This window comes from Patescibacteria group bacterium (genome assembly GCA_041659905.1).
In the GTDB taxonomy this organism is placed as follows: Bacteria; Patescibacteriota; Kazan-3B-28; order Kazan-3B-28; family UBA10110; genus UBA10110.
This window is the reverse complement of sequence record JBAZXK010000001.1, coordinates 169,201-185,667: the sequence shown is the minus strand read 5'-3', so window position 1 is coordinate 185,667 and position 16,467 is coordinate 169,201. Positions and strand designations below refer to the sequence as shown.

Sequence of the window (16,467 nt, the reverse complement as noted above, 5' to 3'; positions counted from 1 at the left end):
TTACAATAGAAGCATGGAGGATATAAGTGTTGGCAATCAGAAGGCCGTCAGGGTGAGGTTTGCGCCTAGCCCGACCGGGGCGTTGCATATCGGCAGTGTACGCACGGCCTTATTTAATTATCTGTTTGCCAAAAAACATAATGGAACCGTAATCTTACGCATCGAAGATACCGATAAAGAGCGCAGCCAAACAATTTTTGAAAAAGACATTAAGGCCGGACTCAAATGGGTCGGCTTGCATTGGGACGAAGAATATAAACAGTCAAAGAGAAATTCTTTCTATAAAAAATATTTAAAGCAACTGATCAAAGAAGATAAAGCCTACCTCAAAGATGGGGCTTATTACTTCCGCACTCCCACCAGCGGACAAATTATCGTAGACGATTTAATTAGAGGAAAAGTTGAATTCGAGGCGAATAGTTTTGACGATTTTGTCATCGCTAAAAGCAATGGAGATTTTGTGTTTCATTTTGTGAATGTCATTGACGATTGGCAGATGCAGATCAGCCATGTGATTAGGGGTGAAGATCATCTGTCTAATACGCCCAAACATATTTTATTGTTTCAGGCTTTCGGGGCGGACATACCCAAATATGCTCATTTGCCGATGATCCTCAATCCTGATCGGACCAAGATGAGTAAGCGTTCGGGGGATACGAATTTTGCCGATTATATCACTAAAGGCTATTTGCCGATCACTCTGATTAATTTCTTGGCTCAGTTGGGCTGGTCCGATCCGGGCGCCAGAGAATTTTTTAACTTAGATGAGCTTACTCAGGCTTTCGATCTGTCCCGAGTGCAAAAAGCCGGTGCCGTTTTTGATTTAAAATACCTCAACCACATTAACCACCACTACTTAGCAGAGCTGCCTTTTGATGAATATTACCGATTAGCCAAAAAATTCATTCCTTTTACGGGTACGCCTACTTTCCACAAAAAAGTACTGCATTTATTGCAAGAACGAGTGCAATTCTTAGCAGAACTGCCGGATTTAACAGATTATTTTTATCAAACTCCCGCGTATGATAAAAATTTGCTGGTTTTTAGCAAAAGCACCCCGGCTCTCACTGGCCAAGGATTGCAAATTGCCTATAAAGTCTTGGCAGCCACAGGCAAATCGTCTTGGGAAATCAACAAGCTTCAACAAATTCTAGATGCTACAATAGCAGCGGAGGGGATTTTAAAAGGAGACTTATTTTGGCCCTTAAGAGTAGCCTTGTCGGGACTAGCCGGCAGCCCCAGCCCGGTAGAATTATTGGCCACATTAGGCAAAGTAGAATCTTTAAAGCGTTTAGAAACAGCAATCACTAAACTCAATGGCTAAAAAAAAGATTAGTATCATTTATGTCATTGCTGAAAGTGCCATTACTGGCGCCCCGCGGCATTTATTATCACTGGTTGGCAATTTGGATCCCAAAGAATTTAGCGTGTCAGTGATCTTGCCGCAAGGACCTTTAGCTGATGAGTTAAACCGGCTGCATATCAATACCTTTCTTGTTCCGATGCGATCCCGCTCAGATATGGCAGCGGTGAGTGCCATCAGAAAACTGTTAACTAAGTATGACCCGGATATTTTGCACGCTCATGGACAGCGGGCAGGGTTACTGGCGCGGTTGGCGGTGCGCGATCTTCCTATTAAGGTGGTTTATACCGAACATACCTGGACAGAAGATTTTAAATTAGACAATCCGCTCTTGCATTGGGCGCATATTCGTTCACTCAGGATGTTGGATAGATGGACAGATATGACTATCGCTGTTTCTCAGGCAGTAGCAGATTTTTTGATTGCCACCAATATTACTAAGCCAAATAAAATCAAAGTGATTTATAACGGTATCGCCATTATCAATGATGGTCGAGCGGACGATGAATGTAAGTTGTTAGAAAAGTATAATTTATGTAAAAAAGATGTCGTGATTGGCACTATCGGCAGTTTAAATATTCAAAAAGATACCGCCACCCTACTGCGCATTATGCCCTATATTCTTAAAAAAATCCCCACTGCCAAACTGGTGATTGTGGGAGCCGGTCCGTTGCAAAATTGGCTGCAGACCCTGGCTAAAAAGCTCAGAGTAGAATCGGCAGTTATTTTCACTGGCGCCTTACCGCGGATTGAAGCAATCTTAAAAACCTTCACAGTTTTTGTGCTGTGCTCTAAGTCGGAAGCTTTCGGTATCTCGATTTTAGAGGCGATGAAAGCGCATATCCCAGTCATTGCCACCAAAGTCGGTGGCATCCAAGAAATCATCACGCATAATCGGAATGGCATTTTGGTCACTCCTGGCGACTCGAAGAAGTTAGCAGTAACGATTATGAAGTTATTAAATGACAAGAAATTACAAAAAAAGTTGACGGTGGGCGGGGATGAAACTCTGCATAAATTCACCGTTACTACCATGGTGCATGAAACCGAAAAACTCTACAAACAACTAGTCAACAAATAACCCTACATCTGTCATTCTGAGCGGAACGAAGTGGAGTCGAAGAATCTCGAGACACAAGCGCCGAGATCCCTCCACTATGGTCGGGATGACAGGGATAATGTAACAAATATCATTAACATCAATCAAATGAAGCACATCAAAGAGTTAGTCTGGTTCAGTTTGGCGCAGGCCGTCGCGGCATTTGTAGTGGTATGGTTGTGGGCACAATTGATGACACACGGCGAGGCTTGGTTTGGTGAAGCACCTGATTTTATGGGTATGCTGGCCATGCCGCTCATTTTTATGATCGTAGCCGTGCTATCAGCTGGATCCGTATTGGGTTACCCATTATATCTCGCGCTCAATAAAAAGGATTGGAGTAAGGCTATTACCTTACTCTTGCTGACAGTAGCCTGGTTGGCTATAATAGCGGCCATAGTGGTGGTGAGTTTCGCTAAATAAGATAAAGTTCGGAAGAATCCCCTAAAACATCAATGGGACGTAGCCCCTGGCCAGATTCATTGGTAATTGGTGTTACATTGGTGACATTGGATAAATTAATCGCGTAGCGATTTAATGGGACGTAGCCAAGTGGTAAGGCAACGGGTTCTGGCCCCGTGATCGTAGGTTCGACCCCTACCGTCCCAGCCAATTCGTGGTAGGTTATCCCGCACGATAAGCTAAGTTAGATAGAAACTATAGTTATAATCCCGCGAAGAGCATTAAGGAGATACAGATGACACATGAGGAGTTCGTTACCCACGCGTGTGAGCAGGTGCTCCGCTTCACGCAGGTGGAGAAATGGGATGATTTATCAGAAGAGTTGAAGGTTCAGCTTGGATTCAACATGGGTGTGCTGGCTCTCGGCTTAAGTCTGACGAAGGATGAGGGCTTTTTGGCACTCTCAAACGCATGCCAGGGCAACATATCCATGCAGGCGTTTCGAGAGCACTTGGAGGCTCTGGTCACTTCCCACAAGGTCAAAGTAGACGAGGCGAAGATTTCCAGGCCGTTTTAGTGTGTCAGAGAACAGAAGCCCTACCTCCCCAGCCAATACATTTATCCGCTTCGGTTGCGGAGATTTTGATATTAGAATATAATCAAACCATTCCACGGGGCCTAGGTGCCCTTTGATAAGGAGCTAACAGATGTTAATAATCGGTATTGTCCTAGCCGTTATAGGTTTTGTTACGGCGGTGGGAATGTGCGCTGCCACATTTGTTATAGTTAACGCGAGAATTGAAAAAGATCGCTGGGACTATAACAATATTGTGGGTAGAAATTGTATGATAATACTTGCTGCGCTGGTGCTACTTCTCATCGGGCTTATACTTATTGCCGTGAATAGCTTTCTTTGAGTACAGAGTGGAAGTATAATAAAATCACAAAGTTTTCGAACCTTTTAGCACCTTCTCTTAACTTGACTTACTGATGCCCGCCCTGCGGGACTATATCAAACAAACACCCCATTAGAGGGTGTTTTTTGGTATACTATCAAGACTGCACAGTCTTGCTTTTTAATTACATACCTAAGTATATATTTAAATATATACTTCTTTTTGGGTCCTAAAGAAGTTCAATAAAACTCGTATCGCTTAGTGAGATCGCTGTAAGCGATATAATTGAAACATGAAAGAACATTTAGATTTCCAGCCCATCAAAGATCACTCCGAACTCGTTAGCGAATCGGTATATAGAGCTGCGGCAGATTCTCCTGGTGTCTTGGTTGGGCAGATTGACCCGCAATACATGAATGGGGTGGCGCTGGCTGATCACTATGATGTGAGCTTAGAAGATGGGGCGAACTGCATCGTTGTACGAGGAAAGCGCGGAGAAACAATAACGACGGCCGCTGTTCTGGTTCCAGTCGGTTATCGCGCCGATCTCAATGGTCTGGTCTGTGAACTGCTGGACGCAAAAACGGTTTCCATGGCTCCTCTTGAAGAGGTAATTCAGGAAACTGGTATGGAGTATGGCAGCATTACGCCTGTCGGTCTTCCGGAATCGTGGAAGATCCTAATCGACAGTCGTCTGATGGAAAAAGAAACCATCATTGTCGGCGGTGGAAAACAAATATCAAAATTGCGAGTTTCTACCGCTTTTCTCAAACATTTGCCAAATGTAGAGGTGGTAGAGAATCTCGCAAACAAGGTTGCAGAAGCATAAGTATGTCCGAATATTAGCGCTCGAGGAGGCCAGCCAGATGAGATATTTAAATACCCCGGCGTATAGACGGGGTATCTAGTTTTCGAATAAGGTGACAACCAAGATCTATTTGACCTCGATCATAGTTGAACTGACTCCGTGCATAATAAGCAGTCCTTTGTATGTTGGTCTGATATCCAAATGTATGGCATCCTTGTTTGGCAGACCCTTGACGATAGTCTTTGGTGTCGATAAGTCGTATGGTGCAAGAAGGATATCGTCTTCCTGCTGGATGAATATTCCTGCATTACAACTTCCAAGTGCTTCCCCTGGGCTGTCAAATTGCCAGACAGGTCGGGGCTGATCTTCTTCAAAAGGAACAACCAGTAGTCGATTAGGGAGAAACACAACGAGTCCTTTTGGGCATCCCCCAAAAGACTGGTAACGCCCAGAGTAAGAGGCGGGTTTCCTGCCGTCGAATGGGATAAGATGGTAGTGATTGTTATAAACAGCATGAATGCCGCTCCAGCTGAAACCATAGGAAGGGGCTAACCAGTTTTCTCCAACCGGGGGTTTAAAAATTTCTCGTTGCGTTCCATCTGGTTCGATCAGTAGGACAGAGCCGGAGTTTTGGTAAGGGTTGCTCTCAGTACATATCAGTAATCCCTGGTCAACCACATTACTGAAACATCTCGGACCTTCATAGAGCGTATTGCTTTCACCCTCGAAGGAAACAAATACAAACTCCCATCTTTCATCGTTTTTCTCTTTTTCGGGGCAAGAGAAAAAGTGAAAGATAGGCCCTTTACTACAGGCGCGCAGGGGAGAAAATCTTAATCTACCCGAGCTGCTGTAGAGAGGCTTTGTCGTCCCATCGAACGAGACAAGACTGAAGTTATCTTTGTGGTTAATGATTACCGCATTGATATTCGTCGTGGCCCAACCTGAACCATAAACTCCGTCGAAGTTGGGTCTTTCGCAGAGCGGTTGAATCTCGCCGTCGTAGCTTATGCGCACAACGCGATCGGATTGGTCGAAGACCATCCCTTCATTGCAAGGGACTGTGTGATTGTACAGACACTTTTCTCCCCCCGTGTAGGTTATGTTCCTGAAATCAGGATTTACCCAAAAAGGCGGAGAAATAATAGTGCCGATACCACTAATTTGGATTTGCTTTCTAGCTTTCATGTCAAGTTCCTCTCTGTGTCTGGATTTATACACAATAGTATACGCTAGAATGCGAATGGTCAATCTGGGCTTGCTCTTCTAAAAGTTCTAGCTCGAGAAGGTCAGCCAGAAGGCGTCTGAGTTAAATAACTAGCCCACTCAACTAGATCTGATAAATAATCATGCTGGATATAATCAGTCGAGATATTATAATTGAAGGATCGAATAAAATCAGCGGGGGGTTAATGTTAGCTATGGATAAAGAGGTAGTTTCAACTGCAGCGGTACGTCAGGTGCTAAATGACTATGGGCGTCAATATAAACAGCATCCGTGGCACACGGTAGTGGCTTTGTTTGCGCCAGCCATAGGGAATATTTTTGTATTCTTTATTCCGCCGCTTATTATTGGCCGCATCATCAACATTTTAGTCCAGCAGAATGAGATTTCTCTGGGGGCGGTTTTGAACCTGGTTATATTATTTGGCGGCTTGTGGATGTTAGGTGAAATGCTCTGGAGGATTGGGGTGTATTCTCTAATTGCCGTTGAGGCAAAAGGGTTAAACACACTGAGCCGAGAGGCTTTTCGCAAACTGGTCAATCGAGATTATGAATTTTATACTGACAACTTTGTTGGCTCGTTAACCAAAAAAAGCTTAGCTTACGCCAGGAATTTCGAAATTTTTACCGACACATTGTCAATGAATATCGGGACAAGTTTTATCCCGATGATATTTGCGATAGTGGTGATGTGGGGGTATTCTCCCTGGATTCCGTTGGCGTTGATCTTCGCGCTACTAATAACGCTGACTATCAGTATTCCAAAGATTCGGCATCGGGCTCGGTTAGTGGCATTACGCCACGAAGCTAGCAGTAAGATGGCTGGCCGACTGTCTGACGCAATGACTAACATACTGGGGATTAAGTCGTTTGCCAAGGAGAAACGGGAGTCCACGACTTTCGGCAAGTATGCCGATGATTTTGCGGCTAAGTTTAAGCGGGCGGCGGATCACCATAATCTAAAAATAGATTTGATATTATCACCTATCTACGTTGTGACTAATGTACTGGGTTTAGTTTTGGCGATCTATTTTGTGCATAAACTATCACTGCAGGCCGGAACGATTGTGGTGGTATTTTCTTATTATATGCAGGTGACGAGAGTCTTTTGGGAGATTAATCGGATTTATCGCCATATCGAATCTTCTTTGGGTGAGGCGGCCGAGTTTACCCAAATGTTCTTGCATCCTCCAACAGTCGAAGATGTGCCAAATGCGCGTGCTTTGAGGTTAGAGGACGCCAAGATTAGCTTCGAGTCGGCCAACTTTCGGTATACCGATGACTCAGAGAAGAAAAAATTGTTCCTGAAAGATTTTAGTTTGGATGTGCTTGGTAAGCAAAAAGTGGGGCTGATTGGGCCGAGCGGTAGCGGCAAAACGACGATTACCAAGTTGTTGTTACGATTTGTGAATTTACAATCTGGTGCAATCAAGATTGACGGGCAAGACATTAGTCAGGTGACACAAGAATCATTGCGCAGGGCTATTGCTTATGTCCCACAAGAACCAATGCTGTTTCATCGGTCGCTGATGGAAAACATTGCTTACAGTAATGACAAGGCGACTAAGGCAGAAGTGATGAAAGCAGCTAAATTGGCGCGGGCGCATGAGTTTATTGTTACCCTGCCAAACGGATACAATACTCTGGTGGGTGAACGAGGCATCAAGCTGAGCGGCGGTCAGCGGCAACGGATTGCCATCGCTCGAGCCATCTTAAAAAAAGCGCCTATCTTGGTGCTGGATGAAGCAACTAGCTCGCTTGACTCCGAATCGGAGAAATATATTCAAGATGGATTGAAGGAGTTGATGAAAGGGAAGACAGTCATTGTTATTGCTCACCGATTGTCGACAATTAGGCATTTAGATCGAATAGTCGTTTTAGACAAGGGAAAGATTTCTCAAGATGGAACTCATGAGCAACTAATGAAAGAGGAAGGCTTATATTCAGCCCTGTGGAACCATCAGTCGGGCGGGTTCATGGGCAAGAGTTAAGGTTTATAATGATCGTCGGCTTGTTTGTCTTTGAGTTCTACAATAAAGTTCTAAGAGAACATTGGCACTAGGTATATTAAGCCAGTTTTGGATTTAGATTGTTGTCAGAAAGTATATGAAAACTTATAGGTTTGTAGTATTCTTGAGTATTCTCGTAATCTTGAAATAAAGGAGAGATCAAACTAATGGGTGCACCAAAAAAAGTGTACAGCAGTTCAAATGCGGCTGTAACCAATGATCCCGATGATATGTCAGCTAATTTTATACCAACTTTCCCGCCTTCCGATCTCGACAATGCGCTCTTACAAAGAGATAGATTGACCTATGACATCGGAGTAATCACTCTAGACATTTCAAATCCAGATAAGACCGATAGCTTTGGCAATAAAAGGAGTGGTACTAAATATCAAGAGTGGAAATTTCGGGCCGAGAAAGCAAAAAAATCTAAACAAAGACAGGTTCTAAGAATCGACAGGTGGATGAAAGAAGAAAAACAACGGCAAATGCTGGTGCGAAAAGGACTGAAGATAAGAGATGGGGTTGTTATGCAGGGTGTGGGCAAGAAGAGAACGGGTTTATTGCATGATATTTACAAAATGTTATGGCGCAGAAAAGATGAATTAGATTTTACCGAAAGAGAGTTTGAGCAGATTGGACATGCGGAGAAATTTTTAAGAGAGAAGGGGTTTGACATAGAAGACCCGATAAACCCAGAAAGTTTAACGCTCAAAACAGAAGAGTGATTTTAGCCTCTCGAATTCATAACCGCCATTCCGGCGGTTTTTTTATACTTCAAACTGTCTTCTGGCTTTGAAACCGCTAATCTTTTATAATGATGCCATGCAAAAGATACACCATTATTTTATAGGCGAAGCATCTCAGCCGTTCCAGCTTTCGGTAGGGGCGGTCGTAATGAATGATAAAAATCAGGTATTGTGCCATCATTTTTCAGGAGTCCGCGGCTCACTGGATATTTATTCGCTGATGCGTCAGACCGTCGAGCCTGATAAATCTCTTGAGGAAATGGTTACCATAGGGTTAGCAGAAGAATTCGGCGTAAAAGTAAAGATCGAAAGTTATCTCGGTTCCATCGTCAGCAACTTTACCAATTGGGAGAAGGCGGATATCGAAAAGACCACAGTCTATTTCCTCTGTAAATATGAAGGTAATATTGAGAACCCTCAAATCAAAGACGAAAAATTACAGTGGGAAAATGCTAAAAGCACGGTTGAGTGGGTGGCCTTGGACGAACTCATAACCAAGATAAAAGCACAAGCCGTTGTTTTTGAGAGAACCGATTACAATGAAAGTTCCATATTACAAAAAGTCAAATTAGGTATATAAAGTAACAATATGAATAAATACGCATTGCCTCTATTGATTGTAACTATAGGCCTACTGGCTCTGTCTGGGTGCGCCGTTAAACCAAAAGACCAGTCCATGAATGGGATCGGCAATACTACTAGCCAGATGGATCTAGACGCCATCAAACAAGCCCTGGCGACTAAAGCCAACTGGCCGGCAGATAAAACTGTTATTACCGTATTGCAAAATACCGGTGATCATGCGCGGGGCGGAGTGATGTATCAGGATGAGAACGGTTCCGGCGGCGGTTACTGGTTTGCCGTTAAAGAAGCTGCTGGCTGGAGAATTGTCTTGGACGGGAATGGAGAAATTCCTTGTTCAAAAATGCAAGATGAAGGTTTCCCGGAAGCCATGATCCCGGATTGTTGCGCTGAATGCAAGCCATCCAAGTAACTTCTTAAAAGTAGCTCCTAGATTGTTTTAGGCATTTTTTTTGCTATGCTTTAAGTATCCTAGCAAAGGAGGAACTTTAAAATGTTATTTAAGCGTTTTTGGGGCGAATGGGGGTCCCTAATTATCATTGTTGTGCTGGCAGTTATCACTGTGATAGGGATATTCTTTCCACCCACTTGTTTAGTAAGACATGATCCGCCCGTATCTATTCAAACCAGCACAGCCGCTGGCGAGGCAGATCCCTAGCCATTGTCTCTAAACCTTTGAGATTGAACCACAAGCAAGACCACCACGGCCTTGCTTTTTAATTACATACCGAAGTATATATTTAAATATATACTTCTTTTGAACAACTGAACGGCTCAATAGGTTGAGCCGTTGAAAATGGTGGTAAAAAGTACCGGATGAGGAGTTAGATAGCCTTTCCGGACGGTTTCCCTTGTATTCTATTGTGGTAGCAGTACAATGCGGGCAATAAACATGTGATTTTATGAAAATCACTCCATTAGTCCAAAAAGCTATCACTAAAATAAATGAGATTCACCAAGGTGAATCCCGAAAAGCCGAGCAGTTTCCTTATGTGGTCCACCCTTATGCGGTGGCCATTTTATTATCACGCTATACTGATGACGAAAATACTATTGTGGCCGGATTACTGCACGATGTTTTAGAAGATGTGGACCCAGCTGTTTACAGCCAAGCCGATATTTGCCGCGACTTTAGCCAACTCATCTGCCAAATTGTCCAGGAAGTAAGCGTATTAGAGACCGCCCACCGGCGGTCGAATTTTAAATTAACCTGGCGAGAGCGCAAATTAAAATATCTCGATCAATTGACCGTTGCTAGCCCGGAGGCTTTAATGATTTGCGCAGCCGATAAAATTCATTTTATCCAATCTATCACCACCTCTTATTTGGAAGAGGGCGAATCCTTGTGGTATAAACTTAATCCTAGCGTGACACCGCAGGAACGATTCTGGTTTTGCCAAAAAGTGCTGGCTATTTTGCGCTCCCGATTGAACAACCCTATTGTAGATAAATTGGCCCGCACTCTTGAGGCAGCCACTGCTTCAATTCGAATTGGCGCCGGCGCTGCCCAGTAGAAGAGCGCGGGTTTAATCTGTATAATAAAACGGTGAAGAAGTGGTGGCCAGCCGTAGTGACAGTAACTTTCCTGATTATTTTATCGGGTTGTTCCATTAAACCGCCGATCACGCAGGAAAAGATTTTAAATTCCTGGCTTTATCAACGCTTAGCCGAAAACAAAAAATTATTATGCTCTAATTCGGATTACGCTACCGAATACGTTAAATACAATCCTCTGCTTCATCACGAAATGAGCACGGAACTCACGGATTTGTCGGGGCAATTTAAAGAAGACGGCCTGTTTAGTAAGAGATTAATCGGTCTAGACGGCCCCAGTAAAATAAAGTTTTCGGCAGCGGTGTGGTGGGAGAATTGCAAAAAGAAATCTTATTGGAAAGAAGAAACTCATACCAAAAAAATTACTGATCCCATAACCGGCGAGATCACGGAAACTTCGTCCACGGAAAGGGTATATTATCCGGCCTGCCGAGCTTTCTATGAATTGCCCGATAACAAAGGTTACGGCGAATATTATCCTAATGACACTATTAAACTAACATCGGGAGCTAGGAGTTCTTCTGGCGATACGGTTTCGGAAATATTTTATATCCCGGCTGAGGTGTCCGAATATCCGCAGACCTTTTTGCCATTCGGGCCTGGAACAGATCTAGGTAATTTACTTCCCAAAGCAGGAGATCTCTCTCTTAAAAATTACAGTGGCCCATCGATATTACCGGTTTTTGTAAATAAAAATTCTTATAGAGTAAAGGAACAATCCAGGGTAAAAATTCCCGGAGATTTTCGCGACAACAATTATAGCGCTCTCGCTGCTATCAAAAATCTGACTTGCCTGGAAGCGCTGCAAATCCCTTCTGTGAGCGCCCAAGGCTCCAGCATAAATCAGGGCGGCAATGTCGGGGGGTATGGCAGCTACTCGTGGATGCCGTATGCCGATAGCGCTGCGGCCGGGTTTGAAGTGAGTCAAAAACTAATTTATACATTTACCCCGAAAGTTAACTTATTTCCCATATCAGCGCTAAGCAAGTTGCGCATTCTGACTATCGGCAATGTGCAAGCCGTGGATAATTTTGGACACGTTGATTTTTCTGCCCTAAAACCGCTGGAAAATATCCAGATTTTGTCGATGTCATCTACCAATGCCACTGAATTGGATGTAGTCGAGAATCTGCACAACCTGTTGTGGCTAGATGTCAGTGGCAATGATCTCGATTCTATTTCAGCGACGCTCTGGTTTAAGAAACTGCGATATTTGTTCGCTGATTGCTTAAAGAGCCCCGTGGGTCTGGATTTTACTGCCAGCCTAGCTCCTAATATGAACGACCAGTTAGAAGTTAAAGATTTGCCTTTCCCGCAGATGAATACCGTTTCATTCCGGGGATCACCCCTCACCTCTATCCGATCTTTTCTTTATTCCGCTAAATTAAAAGCGGTTGACCTGAGAGAGTCCGGCCCTGGCTGTTTGCGTTTACCGTCAGGAACCAGCAGTTTATTGCCAGCGTTAGATATTTCCCCATTATTTAATTTGAAACAACTATCCACATTAAAACTGTCTGGACGGGGAGTAACTACGGAGGATTGCGACCAGCTAAAAGAAGATTTGCCAGGTGCTGACATTACCTGCACCGGCACTCTTCCGAAAGACTAACCTGCCGCTGGCTTTTTTAGTGTAAAGCTAAGTATTTATTTAAATATATATTTAATTACGTAATTCTTCTCGCTTTGTTTTGTCTGTATTCTGTATAATGAAGGTGCGAAGATATGAAATACGCTCCGATGCTTTGCCGGTTGGTTGATAAACCCTTCAAGAGCAAGGAGTGGGTTTTTGAGCATAAAATTGACGGGATGCGGATTATTGCAATTAAAACCGGAGAAAAAGTTAGACTGCTGACGCGAAACAATAAAGACAAGGCAAAACAATTTCCGGAAATTGTTGCAGCCATTAAGAAATTATCTCCCAAACAGTTGGTGCTAGATGGTGAGATCACCGCTTTTCGCAAAGGTATTAGTAGCTTTCAGGCTCTGCAGCCGCGCATTGGTCAAACCGATCCTCATGAAATTGCCAAGCTGACTAAAAGGGTTCCGGCAGCCTACTTGGCCTTTGATTTGCTAAATTATGACGGCAAGAATTGGGAAACTAAATCTCTGCTGGAGCGTAAAGAAAAGCTTAGATTACTATTCAAGCCTCACCCACCCTACATACTCGGGGTTTTATATTATTTAGCACCATTATCTAGCGACGGCATCTCTCTTTTTAAAAAAGCTAAGCAAAAACACTGGGAGGGCATTATCGGTAAAAGAATAGATAGTCGCTACCAAGAAGGTAGGCGGAGCGGTGATTGGGTGAAGATCAAAACCCACAACCAACAGGAATTTGTCATCGGGGCCTACACTCCCGGTCAGGGTAAGACTAAAACTACTTTCGGAGCGGTTTTGGTGGGTTATTACCGGGGTAAGAAGTTAGTTTATGCCGGAAAAGTCGGCACTGGTTTTACTGATACAGAGCGTGGCGAGCTCAAGCAGAAATTCTTAAAACTTAAATCCACCAAATCTCCATTTGTCGACATCTCCAAAAAATCCTCCCCTGCAGAGGGCCAGCCTCGCCGGCTAGGCGAGGAGGTTAGGAGGGGAGGGAGTATGGTAACCAGAAATGAAACTGTTATCTGGCTCAAACCGCGGCTGGTGGGGGAATTTGCCTTTGGCGAATGGACTAAAGACAATATCCTGCGCCAACCGGTATATATGGGATTGCGAGTGGATAAACCATCTAGATTAGTTATTAAAGAGAACTGATATCTATTATTGTCATTCCGAGCGAGGTCGAGGAATCTAGTGGAGGAGATCCTTCGACTCCACTGTTGTTCCGCTCAGGATGACAAAAAGAGAAGAGTTATGCCGATACCTTGGTTAGTAGATTATTGGGGAAAAGCGGTGCCAGCAGCATGGCCATTTTTGCGGAATCGAAAAATCGCTGTCCAACAGGTTTTTGACAAGAATATTTTATATCGCCGGCATGGCGCCAAAGGTCTACCGGATAAATCCGGCTGGATTACTCTAAATAGTCCGAAAGACATTATCGCTTGGGCGAAATTACACACTTATTCATTCCATCCGCATCTATTAGGAGAAAAAGATGTTTGGTTTGTGATGGATTTGGATGCGCGCACAGATAAAATGTTTGATTTGGTTAAATTGGCCGCTTACGAAATGGCGAAATTATTGGATAAAAAGGGCATTGAATATCTACTGAAGTTCTCCGGTAATCGGGGATTTCACTTTATGTGGAGCCTAGGTGATGTGAAGCCGGACTGGCTGAAATTCAGGAAACAGATTAGACAATTTGCAGCAGAATTGGAAACAATCTTACAAACAAAACATGCTGGCGAATTTTATAAAATTATTCTAAAGAAAAATCCGATTATTACCACCAGCTCCACCGACAAAACTACCGCCAAGTCAATCTTACTCGATGAACAAATTATTCATAAAAACGGGATGATCCGAAGCCCCTATTCCGTACACCCGGCTACTGGCCTGGTTTCTATACCCCTGACTATTAACCAACTCTTAAAATTTAACCCCACTTCCGCTCTCCCCACCAAAATCAAAATCCGTGAGGTTGTTTTACCAATAAATAAGCTCTAAAAAGTACTTCTCGATTTCACTCCCTGGCCGCTCAAGTCCGGCACGGGCAGGCGAAGAATAATATTACCCTCCGAGCAAAATCGCCTCTGGCCTGGAAGGAGAAGTTACATTAAAATATTGACTGGGAGCGGGTTTTATACTATTCTAACTCTGCAGGCAAATGCGCCTGACACTATTGAAAATTTTGCCCAGCGGGCATAAAACGCAAGGAGTCAATTCATGCTCGAAAACATAGAATTTAGTTTTTTCTACATCCTATGGATAATGCCAGTGGTATTCATTATTATTGGTGTGGTAATGCGCGATCGGGGTTGGCGAGGCCTAATGTTTGCACTGACTGGATTATGGGGATATGCACTACTGTTCGGTGGTTCACTTTCTTTGTTCCAACCTGATAATTCTACTAAGGCCATCCCTATTATCGGGCTACCCTTATCTTCAGCAGCTCCTCTATCTATTGCTGACACATCAACGGTACTCGGTTATGTTTATCAAAGGAACAGCCAAGGGGTAATGATATCTAACCCCATAGAGCCGGACCATTACATTAAGCGCTATGCCACGGTTGAAGTGACTCGCAGATTTCTCCTCGAAGGGACATCAGAAGATCCTTACTATGCCGAGATAATAGTTACTTTCAAACCATTTTCCCAGCGACTCCTTGAAGGAGATGACTCCTTTGTTTCTCTTGCTTTAGAGGAACACCAGCGCAGTGGTTTTCAGTGGTTGCCTTGGGAACGATTTCGAGATAATCAACAATGGTACGCCAAGGAAGAACACAACAATGACCTCGTGGTTATTCAAGAAAATATGTTCTTCAATCAAGCAACAGTGGCATTCCAAGATTATCTTGGCACAACAATTACCCAACCCACCACTGAAGCCGCCAAGCAGGCTATCATAACAAGCTTGAGGCACGATTGGTATATGCCAGATTTTACGCTCGTGAGTAAGAGCAATAACTGGTAATATTTGCACATCACTACTAGCAGTATAGAAGAAAACCTCGCCTTAACGGGCGGGTTTTTAATTGGGATTGAGGTGTTCTATCAACTGGCTGAGTGGTGCCCCTCCAATATAGAAATTTAAGATCTCAGATCTAGCCTGAAACAACGTAATATATACAAAACCTTGACTGGGAGCGGTTTTTCTGCTATTCTGACCCTACAGGTAAATGCGCCTGACACTATTGAAAATTAAGGAGGCACGCTATGAATAGCGATGTCCTATTTTGGAGTTACTGGGTATTATCGTGGCTGGGTGCTATTACGGTCGTTATTATTACGATTGTCATAGCGCGCCGCATACTCCCCAACGAAATCCGCCGGATTTCTGGCGCTGTTAATTCTCTTGGTACAACCGACAGAGAAGATCGTCCGTATCTTCTGTTAGAGCTTGCTTGGGTTTTGTTCCGCGACAGCACTGTATTATTGATATGTTTAATCCTAGTTAGCGCACTTAGTGTTATCTCGTTGGAGTCAGGGGCAATCAAGCCTCCAACTCAGAGATATTACACCAAACTCAACGGAAATCCTGAGTTATTTGTTCGCAATTCCAATCATAACGGTGTATCATTTCCTGCGTTGCAATATGCGGATTTTCGCATGGTAGTAATCCCTAATGCCACAGTGCCCCATTGTGTAGTTAATACAGCGATCAGTGACAAGGATTTGCTTAATTATTACCCCACTTTTGAGGAATTGCCAGCAGGATATAGTGATTATACAAAAAATGTAATGATAACCGGTATAATTTACCATGTCTTGGGCAGTCCCTTGGGATCTTTGGAAGTGAGCGACAATTTTATTGTTCCTTCTTCTGCAGAACTTACTAAAGATCTTCAGTTGCTACCCTTTAACCGACAGATGTGGCAGTGGCTGCCGTTGGACCGACTCTATGATGATAGGGCATGGAGACAATACTGCCATAACACAAAAGAACTTCCCGCTAGGCAAAGAGATCACTTCTTCAGTGATGTAGATGTAATTTTGACAGAATACTTTGCAAACAATGCAGAGCCATCGATTTTTGAGGCCGAAAGATATCTTACTGCAGAATTAAGAACCGACTGGCAGGCCGGCTGGCCAGATCTACGGCTAGTTGATTGATTCATAGTTGCTCGCCCTACCTAGGGCGAGTTTTTAGTTTTGACAAAACCTGACCTGATACTATGATATA

At 43.6% G+C, this 16,467-nt stretch carries 17 protein-coding genes and 1 tRNA gene; 17 read left to right on the top strand and 1 reads right to left on the bottom strand.

Annotated features, from left to right (window positions below; translation table 11 throughout):
* Positions 1-13: 13 nt before the first annotated feature.
* The 6 genes from WC805_01005 (at position 14) to WC805_00980 (ending at position 4,589) form a co-directional block, all read left to right on the top strand.
* Positions 14-1,324: a glutamate--tRNA ligase family protein gene (locus WC805_01005; GenBank protein MFA5967082.1), complete on the top strand. Its 1,311-nt coding sequence runs from the start codon at positions 14-16 to the stop codon at positions 1,322-1,324.
* The gene (locus tag WC805_01000; GenBank protein MFA5967081.1) at positions 1,317-2,444 is read left to right on the top strand and encodes a glycosyltransferase family 4 protein; all 1,128 of its coding nucleotides are present in this window, start codon (positions 1,317-1,319) and stop codon (positions 2,442-2,444) included. The genes WC805_01005 and WC805_01000 overlap by 8 nt, the downstream gene beginning before the upstream one ends.
* A gap of 126 nt (positions 2,445-2,570) precedes the next feature.
* Positions 2,571-2,885: a hypothetical protein gene (locus WC805_00995; protein ID MFA5967080.1), complete on the top strand. Its 315-nt coding sequence runs from the start codon at positions 2,571-2,573 to the stop codon at positions 2,883-2,885.
* 115 nt (positions 2,886-3,000) lie between these two features.
* Positions 3,001-3,074: transfer RNA gene (locus WC805_00990), tRNA-Gln, on the top strand.
* An 85-nt stretch (positions 3,075-3,159) separates the two neighbouring features.
* The gene (locus WC805_00985; GenBank protein MFA5967079.1) at positions 3,160-3,441 is read left to right on the top strand and encodes a hypothetical protein; all 282 of its coding nucleotides are present in this window, start codon (positions 3,160-3,162) and stop codon (positions 3,439-3,441) included.
* A gap of 611 nt (positions 3,442-4,052) precedes the next feature.
* Positions 4,053-4,589 carry a YbaK/EbsC family protein gene (locus WC805_00980; GenBank protein MFA5967078.1) on the top strand — a complete coding sequence of 179 codons (537 nt, stop codon included), beginning with the start codon at positions 4,053-4,055 and terminating at the stop codon, positions 4,587-4,589.
* Between the two features lie 105 nt (positions 4,590-4,694).
* Here WC805_00980 and WC805_00975 read toward each other — a convergent pair whose 3' ends face one another.
* On the bottom strand, positions 4,695-5,756 hold the full coding sequence (locus tag WC805_00975; GenBank protein ID MFA5967077.1) for a hypothetical protein: 1,062 nt from the start codon (positions 5,754-5,756) through the stop codon (positions 4,695-4,697).
* 161 nt (positions 5,757-5,917) lie between these two features.
* Here WC805_00975 and WC805_00970 point away from each other — a divergent pair, with 161 nt between their 5' ends.
* The 11 genes from WC805_00970 to WC805_00920 all read left to right on the top strand — a co-directional run bounded on the left by WC805_00970 (position 5,918) and on the right by WC805_00920 (position 16,397).
* Positions 5,918-7,783 carry an ABC transporter ATP-binding protein gene (locus WC805_00970; protein ID MFA5967076.1) on the top strand — a complete coding sequence of 622 codons (1,866 nt, stop codon included), beginning with the start codon at positions 5,918-5,920 and terminating at the stop codon, positions 7,781-7,783.
* 185 nt (positions 7,784-7,968) lie between these two features.
* Complete coding sequence (locus WC805_00965; GenBank protein MFA5967075.1) at positions 7,969-8,526, top strand: hypothetical protein; 558 nt, start codon at positions 7,969-7,971, stop codon at positions 8,524-8,526.
* A gap of 97 nt (positions 8,527-8,623) precedes the next feature.
* A complete protein-coding gene (locus WC805_00960; protein ID MFA5967074.1) occupies positions 8,624-9,127 on the top strand; it encodes an NUDIX hydrolase in 504 nt (167 codons plus the stop codon).
* A gap of 9 nt (positions 9,128-9,136) precedes the next feature.
* On the top strand, positions 9,137-9,541 hold the full coding sequence (locus WC805_00955) for a hypothetical protein (protein MFA5967073.1): 405 nt from the start codon (positions 9,137-9,139) through the stop codon (positions 9,539-9,541).
* An 81-nt stretch (positions 9,542-9,622) separates the two neighbouring features.
* Complete coding sequence (locus tag WC805_00950) at positions 9,623-9,787, top strand: hypothetical protein (protein ID MFA5967072.1); 165 nt, start codon at positions 9,623-9,625, stop codon at positions 9,785-9,787.
* Between the two features lie 244 nt (positions 9,788-10,031).
* The gene (locus WC805_00945) at positions 10,032-10,643 is read left to right on the top strand and encodes an HD domain-containing protein (GenBank protein ID MFA5967071.1); all 612 of its coding nucleotides are present in this window, start codon (positions 10,032-10,034) and stop codon (positions 10,641-10,643) included.
* Between the two features lie 32 nt (positions 10,644-10,675).
* Positions 10,676-12,292 (top strand): hypothetical protein, encoded by a 1,617-nt coding sequence (locus WC805_00940; GenBank protein ID MFA5967070.1) that lies wholly within the window; start codon positions 10,676-10,678, stop codon positions 12,290-12,292.
* A 113-nt stretch (positions 12,293-12,405) separates the two neighbouring features.
* Positions 12,406-13,437 carry a non-homologous end-joining DNA ligase gene (gene ligD / locus WC805_00935; protein ID MFA5967069.1) on the top strand — a complete coding sequence of 344 codons (1,032 nt, stop codon included), beginning with the start codon at positions 12,406-12,408 and terminating at the stop codon, positions 13,435-13,437.
* A gap of 99 nt (positions 13,438-13,536) precedes the next feature.
* Positions 13,537-14,289: a DNA primase small subunit domain-containing protein gene (locus WC805_00930; protein MFA5967068.1), complete on the top strand. Its 753-nt coding sequence runs from the start codon at positions 13,537-13,539 to the stop codon at positions 14,287-14,289.
* Between the two features lie 219 nt (positions 14,290-14,508).
* Positions 14,509-15,258: a hypothetical protein gene (locus tag WC805_00925; GenBank protein ID MFA5967067.1), complete on the top strand. Its 750-nt coding sequence runs from the start codon at positions 14,509-14,511 to the stop codon at positions 15,256-15,258.
* A gap of 242 nt (positions 15,259-15,500) precedes the next feature.
* Positions 15,501-16,397: a hypothetical protein gene (locus tag WC805_00920; GenBank protein ID MFA5967066.1), complete on the top strand. Its 897-nt coding sequence runs from the start codon at positions 15,501-15,503 to the stop codon at positions 16,395-16,397.
* The last annotated feature ends 70 nt before the right edge of the window (positions 16,398-16,467 follow it).